This window comes from Beijerinckia indica subsp. indica ATCC 9039 (assembly GCF_000019845.1).
GTDB lineage: Bacteria > Pseudomonadota > Alphaproteobacteria > Rhizobiales > Beijerinckiaceae > Beijerinckia > Beijerinckia indica.
Map to the genome: position 1 here is coordinate 146702 of NC_010581.1, position 20381 is coordinate 167082.

Consider the following 20381-nt stretch of genomic DNA (forward strand, 5'->3'; position numbering starts at 1 on the left):
TAAATATGCTATAATGCGCTCATTATACCACACCTTGTGAGGCCGCGTTCGGTACAAGCATTACTAGAATAGCATATTATAGCTATATCTTGACTTTTCAAGCTCTTGAAGTTTGTTTTTCCGCGAATTACGGGCCTCCGTGTTATTCTTCCGTCTCTGTTTCAAGTTATTGTAGAGGCTAATATATTTCTCTAACCTGACGGGAGGCTGAACGAAACTCCAATAGAAACGTGCTCGTCAGCGGATAACTTTCGCGCCGCTGCTCATCGTTCAATCATTCAACGCTTTGAGTGAAGCTTCTTTGAGAGAATGAGTGTCCTGTTATAAAATTATAAGAGCTTACGCTCTTGAGCTCGAATCAGCTTGGTTCCGAAACAGGCCCGAAAGGACGATATGAACGATTCGCTGAGAGGGGGAGCGGAGAGAGCGGCGCTTATCCCGAATGTCCTTTCTATTGCTGGATCGGATCCGAGCGGGGGGGCGGGCATTCAGGCCGATCTCAAAACATTCGCGGCGCTCGAATGTCATGGCATGGCGGCCATCACGGCTCTGACCGTTCAGAATACGCAAGGGGTCCGCGCGATACATGTGCCTCCGGCCGATTTCGTCGGTGCGGAGATTGACGCGCTTTTCGCCGACAGCACTATTGCCGCCGTGAAGATTGGCATGTTGGCCGAGGCTTCGATCGCCAAAGCTGTGGCCGCAAGCCTGGCGCGCCACGCGCCGCCCCACATCATTCTCGATCCCGTGCTGGCCGCAACGAGCGGCGATTCGCTCTCCGGCCCCGCTCTCGCTGAAGCGCTCGTCACCCATCTTTTTCCGCTTGCGACGCTCGTCACGCCCAATCTGAGCGAGGCTGCGCACCTGACGGGTCTGCCCTTTTCCGCGGCAAAGGATAGTATGGGGGTAACAGCCGAGGCGCTTATGGCATGCGGTGCGCGCGCCGTACTCCTCAAAGGGGGCCATCTCGAAGGGGATCTCGCGGAGGATCTTTTATACACCGCCTCGTATCAGGAAAGGTTCAGCGCGCGGCGCGTCGAAACACGCAATACACATGGAACCGGTTGTACATTGGCTTCAGCCATCGCCGCCTTTCTCGCCCATGGCCACGATCTTCGTTCCGCTGTAGCGGCGGCGAAAGCCTATCTGACGCGGGCATTGGAATCGGCCGACAGGCTCGATGTTGGCCAAGGCCACGGGCCGGTTCATCATTTTCATGCTCTCTGGCCATCCCGCAGCGGGGGAGTCTGACGTCTCAGCGCGGCACGAGATCCCTCAAAGCGCGCTCAGCCGCGCGATAGTGCGCGTCAACAAGGGCAAGGCGCTGCCGGCAAACTCGCGCAGACCGGGATTGTCGCCATTTTGTCGATAGTCGCGGTAGATGACGGCAAGTTGGCGCATGGCGTCGATCTGCGTCGAGACATAAAGCCGGTCGAAATCGGGACCGCGCAGCTTGGCGAGACGCTCAAGCTCTTCGCTCTGATGGGTCGACAAGGCAAAGGTGCCGGGCCTCATGCCCATGGGCTGCGTGCCCAGGGCGCCCCCAGTCACGACATTGCTGAGACCGCCGACAGGAGCGAGCGGATTGTCGGTGGGATTGCCTGTCTGCACAGCGACCGAGCGGCCGGTCATGAGGCCCGCCGCTCGCGTGTTCCCCGTGGTGAGGAAAGCCGTCATGGTGTTGGTGGCCATGGTTTGCTGGCCGGCGATGCGACGCGCCATCCGGCGAATACGCTGATCATGTGAATGCGTCAGCGCCATTCGGCTCGCTTCATCGAGAAATTGGGCGGCTGGCAAGACATCATTGATGAAGCGAGCCGTCTGGGCCGAAATCATGCCTTGGGCATAATAGGCATAGGGAGGAGGTGGAGCGGCCGTTTGCGCGAGGACGGGAATCGTGGCGAAGAGGCCGATGAAGCTGAACAGTGCGGCGAGATCGGCCACGAAAAAACCGCCGACGGGAAGATATGGTTTCCGCATGGAAGACTTCCGTTGCAAGGGGCTCTGGCTCGGCAACGGGAGCAAGTCCGGATGGTTCCTTGCTCTCCCGCGCGATTTTTCAACGATCGGGTGGGAGAGCAAAATCCGGAAAAAAGGAAATCCGGAAAAAAGGGTGGTGTGTGTCAGAAGTTCGGAAATGCCCCGGGAGAAGCGGCGGCGGGCTGCATAGTCTTGGCCTCATTCGCCTTGGCAGCTGCCTTGAGCTCGGCATTACGGCGACGCTCGGCATCTTCTTTCTGGATCTGTTTCTTTAATTCCGGATCTTTTTCGACCCTGTCATCATATTGGGTCTGGAGCAGCAGGGCGCGCGCCTCGGTCAGACGCAAGGCGCAAAATCCATGTACTTCTTCTTGCGCGTAATTGCGGCAGACCATTTCGCGCTGTGAGGAAAAACCCGCCTGATCGCCGGCGATCGACTTGATCGCGGCCTTGTCCTTGCCAGCGGTGGCGAGCAGGGCGCGGAAATTCGTGCGCATATTGGCCTCACTGCGGCCGCGTATATTTTCCCAGGACCGCGCTTCCTTCTCGCTGATCGTGCTGCCTTGCGGTCCCCAAAGCCCGGTGGGATCGACACGACAGTCGGCGGCGGTGAAATCACAGGTGGCTGGCTCCCGCGCTATAAGCACAGCACCATTCATCACATCGAAATGGAAGGGGCAGGCCGCGATATCGGCCTCATAGCGGGCAAGGCCGGCGGGCTTTCCCACAAGGCGTGGGACGATCGGCTCGTCGGCGACGACCGCGATACGGCAGGTTTCGCGCGGCACTGAGATCTGTTCCCCCTCGAGAGTCAAAGTGGTGATCTGAAGCGTTTTATCGGCACCGAAGGCAATGGCGAGGCGTCCGTTCTGGCCGTAACGGGTCAGTTCGCGCCCTTGTACTGTGTCCTCGGAAGGCGCTTTCAGGCCAACGGGACGGGGCTTGAATTTCGTCCGGCCCGAAAGCGGATTGGCGGGCGGGTTGGCTGATGCTTTATTGCCACCACCTGCGGGGGAGGGGGCGGTGTGCATGGCGCCAGGCAGCGTGAGTTGTGCCTCGGCGGCGCTGGCAAACAGACAAATCACCGATAGACCGGCCATGCGTGGGACCATGCGACCGAGAACCGGTAAAACGGTTTTACGGAATATAGACTCACGGAAAATCGACATGGCCCTGCTTCTTGGCGAATGGAACGGTCGATGACCGCCAGATGGTCCTCGGATGATTTCAACAAGGGACTCATTAAAAAAGCCCCGAAAAACGTCTGACACACAAGCATATTCACGCTGTCGGGACAAAGGAAAAGCGCGGCAAAAGGGGCCAGTGGACATCGCCAGTTTGGGGCTTCTCACGGCTTCCCGCCTGGTGATCGGTCTCATGCTCCAGGGTGAAGTGAATTTTTTCCAAATTCGAGTGAGAACGGCAGCGCTTAGGACGCTCCAGCGTCTTGCGCGGTTAAATCCCGGGACTATATACGGCTCATCTTGCGTTGACGCGCGGCGATACCAAATTCAACTCCATCGGGGACCGGGCGGCCTTTTCCGTCCGCCCAGCAACCGGATCGCTTCGGGGTCCGGTGGTCTTGCGAATCGAAAGGAATCACACTCATGGGTAAGGTAATCGGAATCGACCTCGGCACCACTAATTCCTGCGTGGCTGTCATGGAAGGGACGACGCCGAAAGTCATTGAAAACGCCGAAGGGGCGCGGACCACGCCGTCCATTGTCGCTTTTACTGACGATGGTGAACGTCTCGTCGGTCAGCCCGCCAAACGCCAGGGCGTCACCAACCCGGAACGCACCTTCTTCGCTATCAAGCGCCTCATTGGCCGCACTTTTGAAGATCCGATGACCAAGAAGGACATCGGTCTTGTGCCCTATAAGATCACCAAGGCGCCGAATGGCGATGCCTGGGTCGAAGCCGATGGCAAGCCCTATTCGCCCTCGCAGATTTCCGCCTTCATCCTCCAGAAGATGAAGGAAACCGCCGAATCCTATCTTGGCCAGCCGGTCAGCCAGGCGGTCATCACCGTCCCGGCCTATTTCAACGACGCCCAGCGTCAGGCCACCAAGGATGCCGGTAAGATCGCGGGTCTCGAAGTCCTGCGTATCATCAATGAGCCGACGGCCGCCGCTCTCGCCTATGGCCTCGATAAGAAGGGTTCCGGTACGATCGCCGTCTATGATCTCGGCGGTGGTACCTTCGACGTCTCGATCCTCGAGATCGGCGATGGCGTCTTTGAGGTGAAATCCACGAACGGCGATACCTTCCTCGGCGGTGAAGACTTCGATACCCGTCTCGTCGAATATCTCGCTGACGAGTTCAAGAAAGAAAACGGCATCGATCTCAAGAAGGACAAGCTGGCCCTCCAGCGCTTGAAGGAAGCCGCTGAAAAGGCCAAGATCGAATTGTCTTCCGCCACTCAGACGGAAATCAACCTGCCCTATATCACCGCCGATGCGACGGGTCCGAAGCATCTCGCCCTGAAGCTGACGCGCGCCAAATTCGAGGCTCTGGTCGACGACCTGATCCAGAAGACGGTCGAGCCCTGCCGCAAGGCCTTGAAGGATGCCGGTCTCTCGGCGGGCGAGGTCGATGAAGTCGTCCTCGTTGGCGGCATGACCCGCATGCCGAAGGTGCAGGAGATCGTTAAGCAGTTCTTCGGCAAGGAGCCGCACAAGGGCGTCAACCCCGATGAGGTGGTGGCGATCGGCGCGGCGGTTCAGGCCGGCGTTCTCCAGGGCGATGTCAAGGATGTCCTGCTCCTCGATGTGACCCCGCTCTCGCTCGGCATCGAGACGCTCGGGGGTGTCTTCACCCGCCTGATCGACCGCAATACGACGATTCCGACCAAGAAGAGCCAGGTCTTTTCGACGGCCGAGGATAATCAGACGGCGGTTACCATCCGGGTGTTCCAAGGCGAACGCGAAATGGCAGCCGACAACAAGCTCCTTGGTCAGTTCGATCTCGTCGGTATTCCCGGCGCGCCGCGTGGCGTGCCGCAAATCGAGGTCACTTTCGATATCGACGCCAACGGTATCGTCAATGTGACCGCGAAGGACAAGGCGACCAACAAGGAACAGCAGATCCGCATCCAGGCTTCGGGCGGCCTGAGCGAGGCCGACATCGATAAAATGGTGAAGGAGGCCGAGCAGCACGCCGCCGAGGATAAAGTGCGGCGCGAACTGGTCGACGCCAAGAACCATGGCGAGGCGATCATCCATTCGACCGAAAAATCTTTGGCCGAATTCGGCACCAAGGTCGCTGAATCCGACAAGAGCACGATCGATGCGGCTATCGCTGCGCTCAAGACCGAGCTTGCCGGTGAAAATCTGGAAGGCATCAAGGCCAAGACCGATGCGCTGGTCCAGGCTTCGATGAAGCTCGGCGAGGCCATGTATAAGGCGGGAGCCGAAGGCGGCGAGAGCGCCGAGGCGCCCAAGGATGATGTGATCGACGCCGACTTCAAGGAAGTCGGTCCCGACGATCACAAGAAATCGGCTTGATCATTCAAGCCCGGCACCATCCTGTCGGCCCATGATGAAGTCACGCCATTCATAATGACTAACCCGGCGACCCCTTTGGGGACCGCCGGGTTTTGTACGCCTGCGGCGTGTATTTTGCTTGTTAATCAAATCCGAATGACGGCAAATACCGTCGGCAAACCAAACAATGTCGGCAAACAATGAAGAGTGGTCTACGGGGCGTTCTGCGCCTTAGCCATGGCCGGACGCGAGGCGGCTGCTTCTTGTTTTGCGAAAGCACTGGATCGATCCCGAAGAGGGTCCGGTTCGCTTGCATCCAGCCCCTGATGCTATAAGGGCTGGAAACCCGGGCGCGGCAATGTCGACCCGGCCCTTTCGAAGATCGAGGCAAAGCGCCCCACGCGGGCCTGAGGATTTGGAACGCGAACGACGATGGCCAAACGCGATTTCTACGAGGTGCTGGGCGTAACCAAGACCTGTACGGAAGCCGAGATGAAAGTGGCTTTCCGTAAGGCGGCCATGCAATGGCATCCCGACCGCAATCCCGGCAATGAGGAAGCCGAGATCCAGTTCAAGGAAATCAACGAAGCCTATCAAACGCTCTCCGACGGGCAGAAGCGCGCCGCCTATGATCGTTATGGCCATGCTGCTTTCGAGCATGGTGGTGGTGGCAATGACGGTTTTGCCTCCTCGATGGCGGATATTTTCGACGATCTGTTCGGCGACGTGATGGGCCGGCGCGGTGGCCGCAACGGACCAGCCCGCGGCTCGGATCTTCGCTACAATATGGAAATCACTTTGGAAGAGGCGTTCCAGGGCAAGCTCGCGAGCCTGACCCTGCCGACCTCCATCACTTGCGAGGCTTGTGATGGCACCGGCGCCAAGGCGGGCGCCAAGCCACGCATCTGTCCGACATGCGGTGGCCAGGGCCGTGTCCGCGCGCAACAAGGCTTTTTTGCGATCGAACGCACCTGTCCGCAATGCCATGGCCGTGGCGAGATCATTGACGATCCGTGCCAGGCTTGCGGCGGCGCGGGCCGCGTCACGCGCGAACGGACGCTTTCGGTCAATATCCCGCCGGGTGTCGAGGATGGCACGCGGATCAGGCTCGCCGGAGAGGGCGAGGCGGGAACCCGTGGCGGGCCAGCCGGCGATCTTTATATTTTCGTCTCGACCAAGCCGCATCCCTTCTTCCAGCGCGATGGGGCTGATCTTTTCTGCCGTGTGCCGATTTCCATGACCCAGGCTGCGCTGGGTGGTGAAGTTACGGTCCATACGATCGATGGCAAAGAGGCCAAGGTCAAGATTTCGGAAGGCACACAATCGGGCAAGCAGTTCAAGCTCAAGAACAAGGGCATGCCTGTGCTGCGCTCGCGCGAGGTCGGAGATCTCTACATTCAGGCGACGGTCGAAACGCCGCAGAATCTGACCAAGCGGCAGCGCGAGCTTCTGGCCGAGTTCGACGCGGAATCCTCCAACAAGACGCATCCCGAGGCGTCCGGTTTCTTCGCTCGGATGAAGGATTTCTTCGAAAACCTCAGCGGCCAATAGGATTGCAACCCGGCCGATGGAGAGAGGCCCAAAAAATTGGGATCTTCATAATTCTGTTGAAATCCATCGGGCGCCCCCGTTAAGTGGGGACAGCAAGCTTCTTGACGCTCCTGCGTTTATACGCACATTCGCCGATATGAAGCTGAATTTGCACGGAAATGCGGGGATCGATTCGATTGGCTAGTCAGTCCTTGCGAAGCCGGAAGAATGGCCGTGACGTAATGCCTGCCTTGAAGCTCGAACAACGCTTGGCGGATGAGGCGCGGTTCTTCAAATCCTGGCTCGACAATCCTTTATTGACCGGTGCCGTTTCCCCCTCGAGCCGTTCGCTCGCGCGGATGATGGCGCGTTATGTTGATCTCGGCGTGCCGGGACCGATCATTGAGCTGGGGCCTGGCACTGGGCCGATCACGGAAGCCTTGCTGCAGCATGGCGTCGCGCCGGAGCGGCTGATTCTCATCGAATATGATTCCGCCTTCTGCCAATTGCTGAAACAGCGGTTCTCCGGCGTGCGGGTGGTGCAGGGCGATGCCTATCGCTTGCGCCAAAGCCTCGGGCCCATCCTCGAACAGCCGGCTGCCTGCATCGTTTCCAGCCTGCCGCTTTTGAACAAACCGGAACAGCAAAGGCTGGCGCTGCTGGAAGACGCCTTTTCCTGCATGGGACCGGAAGGCTCCTTCATCCAGTTTACCTATGGCCTGATTTCGCCGGTGCCGCGCAATCTTGTCTCGGGACGGTTTGAGGCCAAGCCGTCTCCACCCGTCTGGTTCAATCTGCCGCCGGCCCGTGTCTGGGTCTATCGCCGTTGTGTCGAGACAGTGCAGCGTCCAGCGAAATTTCACGATCTGTTAGGCAAGCTCAAGCTCGGCACCGACAAGATCCAGCGTGAAGTCGATGCCGCCAAGGCTCGCCTGCATTTCGGTGATAAGGCCAAAGCCGTGCCGCTCAAGCGGTCCATGGAGCCCTTGCGGGGGCAGCGCACGGATGGCTCGCGCGAACGCGGACGGCGCTCATGAACGCACCCTCATCCTCTCCCGATAAGCCGCTGGATCCACGCGACCGGCTTATCGTCGCTCTCGATGTGACCGATCCGGCGGCTGCGCGGACCTTGGTGAATCGGCTGGGCGACAGCGTGTCTTTCTACAAGATCGGTATGGAACTCGCCTATGGCGGCGGTCTGCCGTTCGCGAGCGAGCTGCTCAAGGAAGGCAAGAAGGTTTTTCTCGACCTCAAGCTGCATGATATCGCGACGACCGTCAGCAACGCGGTGGCGCAGGTTGCGCGGCTCGGCGTGCATTTTCTGACGGTTCATGCTTATCCGCAAACGCTTGATGCCGCGCGGCGTGGTGCCGTTGGCTCGCCCTTGAAAATCCTCGGCGTCAGTGTGCTCACCTCTTATGATGACGCCGATCTCGCCGAGGCGGGCTATGCCTACTCTGTTGCCGATCTCGTGGCGCGCCGGGCGCTGCAGGCGCGCGAGGCGGGCGTCGATGGGCTGGTTCTCTCGGCGGCGGAAGCAGCCGCGATCAGGTCCCAGCTTGGTTCTGATCTGATCCTGGTGACGCCCGGCATCCGGCCGCGCGGCACCTCCGCCAAGGATCAAAAGCGTGTGGCGACACCCTCACTCGCCATTGCCGCTGGCGCTGATCATCTCGTCGTCGGACGGCCGATTACGGTGGCTCCCGATCCAAAAGGCGCCGCTGATCAGATCGTCGCGGAAATCGAGGCGACGCTTGCATCCATGGCTCCCCCGCCGGATAAGCCATGACGAGAGTCTGGCTGAAGTAGATCGGAGAGTTCTCCCATGAGCGAGTTGAAGCTCGTTGTCGCGGGCGCCGCCGGGCGCATGGGCCGCGTGCTCATCCAGACGGCCATCGAGACGTCGGGCGTCACGGTCAGCGCGGCGCTGGCGCGTCCCGGCTCGCTGGCACTCGGGCAAGATGCCGGCCTTCTCGCTGGTTGTGGCGAGATCAATGTGCCGATCACGGAGGATGCGCTGGCGGCGATCGTCGACGCCGATGGCATTCTCGATTTCACATCGCCTGATCTCAGTGTCGAATTGGCGGCGCTCGCGGCGCAGGCGCGGATCGTCCATATCATCGGTACCACGGGTTTCAGCGTCGCGCATCTGACCAAGATCGAAGCCGCGGCGCGGCACGCCGTCATTGTCCGCTCAGGCAATATGAGCCTCGGTGTCAATCTTCTGGCGGCGCTGGTGAAGAAGACGGCGGCCGTGCTCGGACCGGTCTATGATATCGAAATCGCTGAAATGCATCATCGCATGAAGGTTGATGCGCCCTCGGGGACGGCGCTTTTGCTTGGCGAGGCGGCGGCCCAGGGGCGTGGCATTTCCTTGAGCGAGCATGAACAGCGGGGGCGCGATGGCCATACCGGCCCGCGCAAGGACGGGGATATTGGTTTCGTGTCGTTGCGCGGCGGCACGGTCGTCGGCGATCATACGGTGATCTTCGCGGGGCCGGGAGAGCGGATCGAATTGGCGCACCGGGCGGAAGACCGCCGCATTTTCGGTCGCGGTGCCGTCCAGGCCGCCCTCTGGGGCAAGGGCCGCAAACCAGGCCTTTATTCCATGCTCGACGTTTTGGGGCTTGGTGGGGAATAATGGAACCGCCGATTCATCGGCTTGCTTTATTCACGAGACCCCGCCTTGAGCAAAACGCCTGAACGCCTCGTGACCTCCGAGGTCCGCGACGAAGATATGACGGAAGCCTCGCTGCGTCCGCTCACCCTCGCTGATTTTACCGGTCAGGCGGCGGCGCGCCAGAATCTGAGTGTCTTCATTGCGGCCGCCAAGGCCCGCCGGGAAGCGCTGGATCATGTGCTGTTCGTTGGCCCGCCGGGGCTTGGCAAAACCACGCTGGCGCAAATCGTCGCGCGGGAGCTCGGCGTCAATTTCCGCTCAACCTCAGGTCCGGTGATCGCCAAGGCGGGCGATCTCGCCGCGCAACTGACGGCGTTGGAAGAACGCGATGTCCTGTTCATCGACGAGATTCACCGCCTCAATCCGGCGGTCGAGGAAATTCTCTATCCGGCCATGGAGGATTTCCAGCTCGATCTCATCATCGGCGAGGGACCGGGCGCGCGCTCGGTCAAGATCGATCTTGCCCGTTTCACCTTGGTTGGTGCGACGACCCGGGCGGGCCTTCTCACGACGCCGCTCCGTGATCGTTTCGGCATTCCGATCCGGCTCGAATTCTATACGATCGAGGAATTGGAGCGGATCGTCCTGCGCGGGGCGCGGGTGCAGGGGCTGGCGCTTGAAAAGGAAGGCGCCAATGAGATTGCCAAAAGAGCCCGAGGCACACCACGCATCGCGGGCCGGCTTTTGCGCCGCGTGCGTGATTTCGCCATTGTCGATGGTGTCGAAAGCGTGACGCGCACCCTCGCCGACAAGGCGCTTTCCCTGCTTGATGTGGATCCGATCGGTCTCGACCAGATGGATCGCCGTTATCTTAATGTGATTGCGCTCTCCTTTGGCGGTGGTCCGGTCGGAATCGAAACCATCGCCGCCGCTCTGTCCGAGCCGCGCGACGCGATCGAGGATATTATCGAGCCCTATCTGATCCAACAGGGCTTTCTACAACGCACGCCGCGCGGACGTTTATTGACGCCGCATGCCTTTCGTCATCTGGGCCTCAAGGAACCGGTGCGCGAGACGCCGCAATATGGCCTGTTCCCTGATCAGTCGGAAGAGGATTGAGCCCGGCCTGAGAGGCGTTTTTCAGGGTCGTTGAACCGGCTCCAGGAGAAGAGGGTTGTTTTTATCCTGTATTCGCTCTGATGGCGGAGCATAGGGGAGCGCGTCGGGAAACAAAGCCACGCGCAGACCGACGAGCCGCGCACACAAATCTTGTTCTTCATCGACGGGAATGATAGTGAGTCCGGCGTCGATTTCCTCCAGAAGCGTTCGTGTTTTCATATGGACCTGGCCACCGAAATGCCCGATGGCGGCATTCAGGATACGGTCGATGGCTCGCCTGATTGCCTCCGGCTGACGGCGCCGGGCCTGTTTGATCTCGGCAATATTGATCGCCGCGCGAATTTCCGCGAGGAACACTTCCGGCTGCAGTTCCTCGGCTATTCGCGCCGTTTTCAAGCGCGTGGAAATGAGACCAAGACGGTCGAGCATCAAGGCGGCGATCTCGAAGCCACCACGGCGCCTATGTCCGTCTGCGACCTCGACCAGCATGGAGCGATTGAGATTGACGAGCCGGCGCGCGGTCCAGGTTTCATCCACCGAGCGGATCAGCCGGGTGACGATCGCCGCGATCCACATGCCGCTCGTGACCGCAAAAGCGGAATTGACGAAGACCGCGAAATCGGCGCCATAAGCCGAATGCAGCGCGAGCAGCGTCAGGCCGATCACCGCGGCACCCATTGCGGAAAGGGCCGTTTTCGGATGATGCATCAAGGCCCCGCACAGGAGAAGCGCCGGTGCCAGCATGAGGGCCAGCATTTCGAAATTGGTCACGCGGGGTAACAAAGCGAATAAATAGATAGCCGTCCAAAGCGCGCCAATGATCGTCGAATTTGCGAATTTTAAAATCGCGGGTGCGGGATCGTCCATGGTCGCGAAGAAACAGCAGGCGACCGCCGCCATCATCGGGGCCCCCGATCCATCGTTCGACCAGCCGGTGAGGATCCAGAAGCCGCAGGTCACGAGGATGCTGACAAAGGCACTCAGGGCGGAGCGGAAAGCCAGAGTGTGATCACGATGACGAATGTTTAGCGTCGAACGTATATAGGGACATTTCAGCTCCGGCAGTCGCGTTCCATTGATGACATGCTTCTTGAGCCGGCGAATATCTTCCTGCAGATCAATGAAATGCTCGATCTGCGCGATGAGACTCAGGGAGAGAAGCGTGTTCCAATCCTTGGTCGGCGCTGGTTTCGCCGCTTCGGCCGTGGCACGCAGGATCATCGGCGAAACAGCGGATGTATCATCGCCCTGCAGCCATTTCCTCAGATCCGCGATCAGATGATCCGCCTCCGTGGGAAATGCGGAAAGGTGTTTGAGAATCCGGATACGGTCGGAGATTCCTGAAGCGATGGGCAGCAGCACCAGCATATGCTGGCGCAAAATCGCCAAGGCTTCGACCGAGTGTCTCTTGATGGAAGCCTCATAGGCAATCTGTTTGAGAAAAACTTCGAGCGCCAGGACCCCGCCGGCAAGGCGTAGAAAGGTCGTATGCAATTGCTCGAGCCCCTCCGTGCCGCAAATCTTGAGAACCAATTGATCCGCCTCGGCGCACCATTCCTCGATACGGTCGGCAACGACCTCACCGACAGTGCGTGGCAGAATGACAACGGACATCAGGCTGGCGCAGATGATGCCGATCGAAATTTCCTCGGCGCGGGAAACGGCGATGTCGAAAATCGTCCCCGGCTCCTCGACCGCGGGAAAGCCGATGAGCGCAGCCGTATAGCCCGACAGAATGAACAGGTAGCTGCGTGGCGTCCGATCGAGAAGGGAGCAATAGAGGCAGAAAGAGACCCATAGGGCGATGGCGAGACAGAGCAGGAGCGGCGCATTGACCAGATTGGGAATGAGCAGGATCGTGACCGCCGCGCCGCAGAACGTCCCGGCAATGCGATAGGCGGCTTTCGCCCGTGTCGCGCCGGCGAGCATCTGGCTGGTGATATAAACCGTCGCCATGGCCCAATAGGGACGCGGCAGATCAAACATGAGGGCGATATACAGAGCGAGCAAGGCCGCCGCGAATGTCTTGACCGAAAAAATCCAGTCCCGGGAATTGGGTAATGTCACGCTTCGATCTCCTGATGGACATCTATGCGGGAGGTGTGATCCAAGATCGCCGTAAAGACCCTCAAGCTGGTTTCAAGATCGGCCATGCTGACTTTTTCAAGCACGCTCCCGCGCAAGACATCGAGTTCGTCCTCAATGGCCATGACCGAGTCGCGACCGGCGTCGGTCAAACCGAGAACCTTGGCGCGGCGATCGCCCGGATCCTCGCGCCGGACCACGAGGCCAAGAGCACATAATTGATCGAGCAGGCGTACGAGTGTCGGCCCCTCGATGCCAAGCGTGCTGGCAAGCTCCGACTGGCGGGGCGCCTCTTTCGAACGTCCAATGTAGATGAGCGCTAATGCGGTCGCCTCGGACAGGCCATAGGTTTCGACCACGACATTGGCATAACGACGCCAGGCGCGTGCCGCTTGCAGAAGGGTGAATGTGTAGTGCTGACGGAGCCGCGCCCCATTCCTTTTTGCGCTCAACGTTCCCCCTCCTGGATGATCACTAACTAGTGAACTTATTATTAGCTAGCTATTTATTTTTTCGCAAGCTTGAGTGCCGGATTGCCGGAAACCGCTCTAAATCGGATTTTAATTGCGGCTATAATATGTGGGATTTATTCCCACATATGCCCAGGCGGTCAGCAGGCACCAAGGATGTTCTTCCTCACCGCCCATGGAGCCAACGTTTTCCGCGATTCCTCCGGAGGCCGTGATCCAATGCAGCCGCATAGCAGCAAAAATGTATCGGCGTCCGCCATCTTCCAAGATCGGAGCACAGCGTTTTGATGGCCGGCATATCGGTCATCGTGCCCGTCTATAATGGCGCGCGTCATCTTCCCGCCTTGTTGGATGCCTTTGAGGCGCAGACACAAGATCCGGCTCAGGTGGAATATATTATCGTTAACAATAAGAGCCGTGATCGGACGAGCGAAATCGCTTCGAGCTACGCGAAGACCGCAAAAATCAATCTGACCTGCATTGATGAAAATGATATACAAGGATCCTATGCGGCCAGGAACAAAGGCATCCATACATCAAGAGGTGAGTTTCTTCTGTTTACGGATGCTGATTGCGTTCCTCATCCGGATTGGATCAAGAATATCATTCAGGGTTTCGAGAATCCGAATGTTGGCGCCGTCGCCGGGACAATCTTGCCTTATCCCGGCACGACATTGCTGGAAGAATTCGCGGCCCATGCTGGCATTCTGTCGCATGTCCACTCTCTCAACCACGCATACATGCCCTTCGCTCAGACCGCAAATGTCGCCTTCAGGCGAGATGTTTTTCGCAAAACGGGTCTTTTCCGGTCAGGCTTGAGGACTGGCGGCGACGCGGATTTGAACTGGCGGATGCAGAAGACAACCGGTTACAAACTCATTCATCAGGAAAATGCCGTCATTTTACACAGGCATCGCCGGAGCTTCAGGGATCTCTATGAGCAATTTGAACGCTATGGGCGTGCCGCCGTTTACCTTGATGACATGCACGGCTGGAAAGCGCCGCGGGAGCTGGATTTCCCCTATTCTTTCTATCAACTGGTCACATGGCTCTTCTTCAAATATCCCGTGCTTCTGACGAAATATCATGCCGCCAGCATCCCGCGTGTCGAAGTCTACCTCGAACCGTTGACGCTCTATATCAAATTATGCAGTGCCATCGGAACCGCCAAGGCAAGACAATTGGAGCGGGTGAATGATTTGAGCATCGAATATTTGTCCTGAAAAGGAGGCTCCGCATTCGCATACACTAACGACACGTACCTAATGACATGGCGGCGCGCCTGGATGTCCGCATTCAGACTGTTTCTGTTGCGGTGGATGGGGTTGTGCGGCTCGCTCCTGTGGCTGGATGACCTGTCGCTGTTGTAATTTCTGCTGGACCTTGGGCGGTGCAGCCGGTGGGGCAATGGGTGGCGCTGGATGCCTTTCTGGTAATGGCGCCGATGGCCGCGCTTGTGGCTCCGCTGGAATAATGGCTTGCGGATGAGGTGCCGGGGGCGTGTGGCCGGCGGGTGCGGTAGGTGCGGATGGTGCTGGCATGGCACCGGTGCTGTGTGGCGGCGCATTGTGATCCGGGGCAGGGAGCGGTTTGGGGAGGGGTGCTTGCCCTGCTGGCACCGGAGCCGCCGCGCCAGGATGTTGCTCGTGCGGATTGACACTCGGAGGCTGTGGTGTTTGCGGATGCGCTGCTGGCGCCTGACCGGGAGGCGCAGGATGCGGCGCGGTGAGGCCGGGTGCGTTGGGATGCGGCTCCGTCGGTGGAACAGGAACAACGGGCGTTTGGGCTCTGCCAGCATTATGCGGCGGTGCGGCATGTTCCACGGGCGGTGGAGCCTTCTGGGCCGGAAGCGGCTGCCCCTCTTGGATTGTCGATGGGGGCGGCGAAGCGGGATGTTGCTGCGGGTGCTGATTGACCGCCGGAGCCTGGCCGGGAAGTGTGGGCGGTGTTGGCACCACGCTGGGACCATGCGCTGGTATCCCGTGATCTGGGCCATGATCTGGGACTGTGGGAGCCTTTGGTTCGGGCAAGGGGGGCAACCCTTGCACGGGAGGCACGCTGGGGTGTTGATTTGGCGGATTCACCACGGGATTAGGCGTTACCTGAGGGGGAGTAGCTTGCTGGCCTGGCCCAACCTGACCGGGAAGTGTGGGCGGTGTTGGCGCCGCGCTGGGACCATGCGGTGGCACCCCGTGATCTGGGCCATGATCTGTGACTGTGGGAGCCTTTGGTTCGGGCAAGGGTTGTCCCCCTTGTACCGAAGGCACACTGGGGTGTTGATTTGGCGGATTCACCGCTGGATTAGGCGTTGCCTGAAGGGGAGTGGCTTGCTGGCCTGGCCCAACCGCCTGGCCTGGGACCGTGGGTGATTGCCCCTGAACAGGGCTCTGTCCGGCCTTTTGCCGCGCGTGCAGGAGCGCGGCCGTGGGCAAGGCGACGGCCGCCGCGCCGATCACGGCGCTGGCGCCGGGATGGCGTTCGACGAAATTCGGCTGGCCCTCGACCGGCGCGGCGGGTTGCGCGGGTAAAAGATTGGTGGGAAGCGGCGCAATTTGCTGGCCGGCGGGGTTTGTCACCACCACGGTCTGACTGGCCGGATTGACCTCCACATTATTATGAATATTCGCGTTGATCACATTCACCGGCGGCGGCGCGACGTAGTGCGGCCGCTCGATCCATGAGGGAACCGGCTGATAAACTGGGATCGGCAGCACGAATTCATCGACGGGCGGCGGCGGTGGCGGCGCATCCACAAAATAGACCGGCTGTGGCGGCAGGAAAAAGACCGGCACGGGAGGCGGAGGCGGCAGATCGTATTCGGGGTCCGCGAAGGAGACGACCGGACGCTCGACATAAACAATCTCCTCCGGCGGCGGTGGTGGAACGTCATAATCGATTGCGGCGAAAGTGCTTGGGGGCTCCAGGGCGGCCGCGAAATGCGCGAGGCGGCGGTGCGCATCATCGGCGTGAGCACCGCGTGGATAGCGGCGCAGATAGGACCAATAGGCATCGGGTGTATCGGCGAAGACAGTCTGGCGCCAGGTCATGGCCTCGCGGCGCACCGCGATGATGGCCCGCACGCGCCGGGCGAGCGGATCGTTTGAATAGGCCGCGAGAAAATCCTGATAGCCGCGCAGGGTGTCGCGCGTCAGCGCGGCGAGATAGGCATCATGCACGTCGAAACTGTCGATCGGCCTGGACATTAATTCGGCGAACCGGTCGGCTTGAGCGGGTGGCGCGGCACTGGTGCGCTCAAAGAACAGGAATGGCGCCTCGACGCGTGAAACGTACCAGGGGACTTCGGCGCCATTGGTCAAGGCATTGACGCGGAGCCGGACGCGCTCGAACAATTCATCGAGCGGCAGGCCGCCCTCCTTGATCATTTCTGTCAAGGCGGAAGCATAGGCGCCATAGGCTTGCTGGCTCTCGGGGGCGATCGTTCCGGGCGCGGCATTGAAGGCGATCAATGTACCGGGATCGGGCTGCATCAAGGCCAGGCCGCCGGCCAGCGGCTGGCCTGCCGGGGCGAAGCGATTGGCGCGTGCCGCGTCGAGGATGAAAATGCGCGCTTTGAGGGGCAGGGCCGTCAGTGGCTGCGTGAGATCGGTCAGGCGGAAAGCCTCGATCGGCACATCGGTATCGCGCGTGATCCGCGCATCCACCGGCACGAGATAATTCTCGCCTTCGAATTGCAATCCTCGCCCAGCGAAATAGACGAGCGCGACGGTCTCGGGGCCTGAAGCTCCGGCCTTGTCGAGAAATTCGTGAAACGCCGAGCGCAGCGTCGCGGCGTCGAGATCTCGGGCGCCGACCACGTCGAAACCGGCGGCCTGCAAACTTTGCGCGATCAGGCCCGCGTCATTGGCCGATGTTGCCAAGGGGTCCGCCTGATAGGCACTATTGCCGATCACCAGCGCGATGCGCTTCTCGGCGGCCTCGGCATAACTGGCGTGGCTGATGACGGCGACAACAGCAACGAAGAGAATTCGGAAAAAGGGGCGTGCCGGCACGCAGGCCTCCCTGAAAAAAGGGTTCTTATCTTGCCAGCATGCGGCATGGCCTCTGAATAGCGATTGAATGAAAAGGGGCAAAATCATGCCCCAAAATCACGCTCTTGGGAAAAGACTTGTGGCCTTTCGCACGGTCTCGCGCGCGGCCTCTCGCAGGGTTGAACACTTGGTTGAAGACTCGTGCGACAAAGCCTTGAGCCGGCCTCGCACTCTGTGGCATGACGCAGCGCATGATCGGGTCCAGGGGAGGAATCCGATGACGACCAAAGGCGCGAGGACCGACATCATGACGAATCTGGCACGTCAGGCCGATGATCGGCTGAACGAGGAAATCCGCTTGCTCGGCCAGATCCTCGGCGAAACCATTCGCGAGCAGGAAGGCGACGAAAGTTTCGACCGGATCGAGACGATCCGCCGGTTGAGCGTCGCTTTTGAGCGCGGCGCCGATGCGGCGGCTGGTGAAACGCTCGATACTCTGCTGCGCGGCCTTTCCGCTGAACAGGCCGTCTCGGTGATCCGTTCCTTCAGTTATTTTTCGCATCTGGCTAATATTGCCGAGGATCATGAGACGATCCGCCGGTCCATCGCCGAAACCGGAACCGAAGAACCGGCCGGGCAAGAGACCGACTCCGCGGACGATGATTTCGATGGCGGCATGGCTCGACTCACCGCGGCCGGCGTCGATAAGGCGCGGATCATCGAGGCCTTGCGACAGAGCTTTCTCTCCCCTGTCCTCACCGCGCATCCAACGGAGGTGCAGCGCAAAAGCCAGCTTGACGCCGAACATGCGATCTTTTCCCTGCTGGTCGAACGCGAGCATCTGGGACCAGGCGCGGCCCGCCGCCGCAACGATGCGCTGCTGGCCGCCTGCATCACGCAAGCCTGGCAGACCCGGCTTCTGCGCAACGCCAAGCTCACCGTGCGCGATGAAATCGAAAACGCGCTCAGTTATTATCAGACGACCTTCTTGCGGCAGCTTCCGGCGCTTTACGCGGAACTCGAGGAATGGCTGGGCGTGCGCGATCTGCCCTGTTTCCTGCGCATGGGAAGCTGGATCGGCGGGGATCGCGATGGCAATCCCAATGTCAATGCCGAGACGCTGGACATTGCCCTGCGGCGTCAGGCGGAAGTGGCCCTCCGCCATTATCTCTCCGAGGTGCGCGCGCTCGGCAACGAATTATCGCTCTCGCGCCTGCTCGTCGGCTGCTCGCAGGATCTTCTGAGGCTTGCCGAGACATCGGGCGATGACAGCCCGCATCGCGCCGATGAGCCTTATCGCCGTGCCCTCATTGCCATCAAGGGGCGGCTCGCCGCGACCTTGAAGGAACTGACAGGGCAGGAGGATAGCAAGCCGGCCCCGCTCGGCACGCAAGCCTATCCCGATGCCTCGGCCCTGCTGGCCGATCTGGCGATCATCGAAAAATCTTTGGCGGAAAACCACGGAAGGGCTCTGATCGGCCCGCGGCTCGCGCCGTTTCAGCGTGCGGTCAAAGTTTTTGGCTTTCACTTGGCGACCGTCGATCTGCGCCAAAGTTCGGATCGTCATGCCGAGACGATCGGTGAATTGCTGCGTGTCGCCAAGGTTGTCGAGGATTATGATGCGCTCGATGAGAAGGCGCGCCAGGATTTGCTGATGCGGCTTCTGCAAGATCCGCGTCTCCTGCATGTGCCCTATCTGCGTTATAGCGCCCGCACCGAAGAGGAATTGGCGGTCTTCGAGACAGCGCGGCGGCTGCGCCGTTCGCACGGGCCGCTCGCCATCCGTCAATATATCATCAGCCATACCGAAACGGTCAGCGATCTGCTCGAAGTGCTTCTCCTGCAGAAGGAATGCGGCCTGATTGAAGGCCTGATCGGCGATCCTGAACAAAAGCCCCGCGCTGAACTGATGGTCGTGCCTTTGTTCGAAACCATCGAGGATCTGCGCAATGCGCAGGGCATTATGGCCGATTTCTTCGCATTGCCGGGCATGGCGGATCTGGTGCGCGCCTCGGGCGGCGTGCAGGAGATCATGCTGGGCTATTCCGACAGCAATAAAGACGGCGGCTTCTTCACCAGCAATTGGGAACTCTACCGGGTTTCCATTGCCCTCGCCGGTTTCTTCGCGGCGCAGGAAGGCATCGTCCTCCGCCTCTTTCATGGACGTGGCGGCACAATCGGGCGCGGCGGTGGCCCAAGCCATCAGGCGATCCTGGCGCAGCCGCCGGGGACGGCCAATGGCCTGATCCGCCTGACTGAACAGGGCGAGGTCATTTCCTCGAAATATGCGCAGCCGGAGATCGGGCGGCGTAATCTCGAAACTCTGGTCGCGGCCAATATCGAGGCGACCCTGCTCGGGGGCGACGAGGCGCCGCCGGAAGCTTTTCTCGAAGCCGCGCATTTCCTGTCGGAGGCGAGCACCAAGGCCTATCGCGGCCTTGTCTATGATCTGCCGGGTTTCGTCGATTATTTCTATGCGGCGACGCCGATCGCCGAAATTGCCGATCTCAACATCGGCTCGCGCCCGGCTTCACGCAAATCGAGCCGCAAGATCGAAGATTTGCGCGCTATTCCCTGGAGCTTTTCCTGGGGTCAGGCGCGGGTCAGCCTGCCTGGCTGGTTCGGTTTCGGCACGGCGGTCGAGGCCTTTCTAAACGACGCGCCAGAAGAAAAATTGGCTTTGCTCCAGCGCATGGCACGGGAATGGCCGTTCTTCCACGCGCTTCTTTCCAATATGGACATGGTTCTGGCCAAGGCGGATCGCAAACTCGCCCGCCGCTACGCCGCCCTGGTGCCGGACCAGGCTTTGGCCGAACGGATTTTCGGGATCATTGATACAGAATGGACGCGCACGCTTCACGCGCTCGACGAGATCACGGGTGTGCATGAGCGGCTGGCCGATAATCCAGCCTTGGCGCATTCGATCAGCAGGCGGTTTCCCTATATCGCGCCTTTGAACCATCTGCAGGTCGAATTGCTGCGCCGCTGGAGGCTCGGCAAGACGGATGCGCGGACCTATAACGGTATTTTGATTTCGATCAATGGCATAGCGGCGGGTCTGCGCAATTCTGGATGATTTTCGCCGCATACATGAAACACACCG

Annotated in this window: 14 protein-coding genes; 9 read left to right on the forward strand and 5 right to left on the reverse strand. The window is 60.0% G+C overall.

Annotated features, from left to right (window positions below; all coding sequences use genetic code 11):
* The first annotated feature begins 393 nt into the window (after window positions 1–393).
* Window positions 394–1251 carry a bifunctional hydroxymethylpyrimidine kinase/phosphomethylpyrimidine kinase gene (thiD, locus tag BIND_RS00635; RefSeq protein WP_012383141.1) on the forward strand — a complete coding sequence of 286 codons (858 nt, stop codon included), beginning with the start codon at window positions 394–396 and terminating at the stop codon, window positions 1249–1251.
* A gap of 24 nt (window positions 1252–1275) precedes the next feature.
* Here the strand turns inward: thiD and BIND_RS00640 are convergent, their stop codons facing one another.
* Both BIND_RS00640 and BIND_RS00645 read right to left on the reverse strand, forming a co-directional pair.
* Window positions 1276–1980, reverse strand: coding sequence for a DUF4142 domain-containing protein (locus BIND_RS00640; RefSeq protein ID WP_012383142.1), 705 nt, complete (start codon window positions 1978–1980; stop codon window positions 1276–1278).
* A gap of 143 nt (window positions 1981–2123) precedes the next feature.
* A complete protein-coding gene (locus BIND_RS00645; protein WP_012383143.1) occupies window positions 2124–3149 on the reverse strand; it encodes a hypothetical protein in 1026 nt (341 codons plus the stop codon).
* A gap of 438 nt (window positions 3150–3587) precedes the next feature.
* Here BIND_RS00645 and dnaK point away from each other — a divergent pair, with 438 nt between their 5' ends.
* The 6 genes from dnaK (at window position 3588) to ruvB (ending at window position 10734) form a co-directional block, all read left to right on the forward strand.
* On the forward strand, window positions 3588–5486 hold the full coding sequence (gene dnaK / locus BIND_RS00650) for a molecular chaperone DnaK (protein ID WP_012383144.1): 1899 nt from the start codon (window positions 3588–3590) through the stop codon (window positions 5484–5486).
* Between the two features lie 411 nt (window positions 5487–5897).
* On the forward strand, window positions 5898–7016 hold the full coding sequence (gene dnaJ / locus BIND_RS00655; protein WP_012383145.1) for a molecular chaperone DnaJ: 1119 nt from the start codon (window positions 5898–5900) through the stop codon (window positions 7014–7016).
* Window positions 7017–7237: 221 nt separating this feature from the next.
* Window positions 7238–8032, forward strand: coding sequence for a class I SAM-dependent methyltransferase (locus BIND_RS00660; protein WP_012383146.1), 795 nt, complete (start codon window positions 7238–7240; stop codon window positions 8030–8032).
* On the forward strand, window positions 8029–8784 hold the full coding sequence (gene pyrF, locus BIND_RS00665; protein WP_012383147.1) for an orotidine-5'-phosphate decarboxylase: 756 nt from the start codon (window positions 8029–8031) through the stop codon (window positions 8782–8784). The genes BIND_RS00660 and pyrF overlap by 4 nt, the downstream gene beginning before the upstream one ends.
* 36 nt (window positions 8785–8820) lie before the next feature.
* The gene (dapB, locus tag BIND_RS00670) at window positions 8821–9636 is read left to right on the forward strand and encodes a 4-hydroxy-tetrahydrodipicolinate reductase (RefSeq protein ID WP_012383148.1); all 816 of its coding nucleotides are present in this window, start codon (window positions 8821–8823) and stop codon (window positions 9634–9636) included.
* Between the two features lie 45 nt (window positions 9637–9681).
* Window positions 9682–10734, forward strand: a complete 1053-nt coding sequence (ruvB, locus tag BIND_RS00675; protein WP_012383149.1) for a Holliday junction branch migration DNA helicase RuvB — start codon at window positions 9682–9684, stop codon at window positions 10732–10734.
* A gap of 21 nt (window positions 10735–10755) precedes the next feature.
* Here the strand turns inward: ruvB and BIND_RS00680 are convergent, their stop codons facing one another.
* Window positions 10756–12801 carry an FUSC family protein gene (locus tag BIND_RS00680; protein WP_012383150.1) on the reverse strand — a complete coding sequence of 682 codons (2046 nt, stop codon included), beginning with the start codon at window positions 12799–12801 and terminating at the stop codon, window positions 10756–10758.
* Window positions 12798–13271 carry a MarR family winged helix-turn-helix transcriptional regulator gene (locus BIND_RS00685; RefSeq protein ID WP_012383151.1) on the reverse strand — a complete coding sequence of 158 codons (474 nt, stop codon included), beginning with the start codon at window positions 13269–13271 and terminating at the stop codon, window positions 12798–12800. The genes BIND_RS00680 and BIND_RS00685 overlap by 4 nt, the downstream gene beginning before the upstream one ends.
* A 305-nt stretch (window positions 13272–13576) precedes the next feature.
* Between BIND_RS00685 and BIND_RS00690 the strand changes: the two genes are divergently transcribed.
* Window positions 13577–14512 carry a glycosyltransferase family 2 protein gene (locus tag BIND_RS00690; RefSeq protein ID WP_012383152.1) on the forward strand — a complete coding sequence of 312 codons (936 nt, stop codon included), beginning with the start codon at window positions 13577–13579 and terminating at the stop codon, window positions 14510–14512.
* A gap of 39 nt (window positions 14513–14551) precedes the next feature.
* Here the strand turns inward: BIND_RS00690 and BIND_RS22130 are convergent, their stop codons facing one another.
* Window positions 14552–17299 (reverse strand): caspase family protein, encoded by a 2748-nt coding sequence (locus BIND_RS22130; protein ID WP_012383153.1) that lies wholly within the window; start codon window positions 17297–17299, stop codon window positions 14552–14554.
* A 286-nt stretch (window positions 17300–17585) separates the two neighbouring features.
* On the opposite strand from BIND_RS22130, the gene ppc reads away from it, so the two are divergent.
* Entirely contained in the window at window positions 17586–20354 is a 2769-nt protein-coding gene (ppc, locus tag BIND_RS00700) for a phosphoenolpyruvate carboxylase (RefSeq protein ID WP_202944763.1), read from the forward strand.
* The last annotated feature ends 27 nt before the right edge of the window (window positions 20355–20381 follow it).

Bases quoted from the DNA above. Each gene is read 5' to 3' on its own strand.
- BIND_RS00645 (WP_012383143.1), bottom strand. From the start codon at position 3,149: ATGTCGATTTTCCGTGAGTCTATATTCCGTAAAACCGTTTTACCGGTT.
- dnaK (WP_012383144.1), top strand. From the start codon at position 3,588: ATGGGTAAGGTAATCGGAATCGACCTCGGCACCACTAATTCCTGCGTG.
- pyrF (WP_012383147.1), top strand. From the start codon at position 8,029: ATGAACGCACCCTCATCCTCTCCCGATAAGCCGCTGGATCCACGCGAC.
- dnaJ (WP_012383145.1), top strand. From the start codon at position 5,898: ATGGCCAAACGCGATTTCTACGAGGTGCTGGGCGTAACCAAGACCTGT.
- BIND_RS00660 (WP_012383146.1), top strand. From the start codon at position 7,238: ATGCCTGCCTTGAAGCTCGAACAACGCTTGGCGGATGAGGCGCGGTTC.
- thiD (WP_012383141.1), top strand. From the start codon at position 394: ATGAACGATTCGCTGAGAGGGGGAGCGGAGAGAGCGGCGCTTATCCCG.
- BIND_RS00640 (WP_012383142.1), bottom strand. From the start codon at position 1,980: ATGCGGAAACCATATCTTCCCGTCGGCGGTTTTTTCGTGGCCGATCTC.
- dapB (WP_012383148.1), top strand. From the start codon at position 8,821: ATGAGCGAGTTGAAGCTCGTTGTCGCGGGCGCCGCCGGGCGCATGGGC.
- ppc (WP_202944763.1), top strand. From the start codon at position 17,586: ATGACGAATCTGGCACGTCAGGCCGATGATCGGCTGAACGAGGAAATC.
- BIND_RS00690 (WP_012383152.1), top strand. From the start codon at position 13,577: ATGGCCGGCATATCGGTCATCGTGCCCGTCTATAATGGCGCGCGTCAT.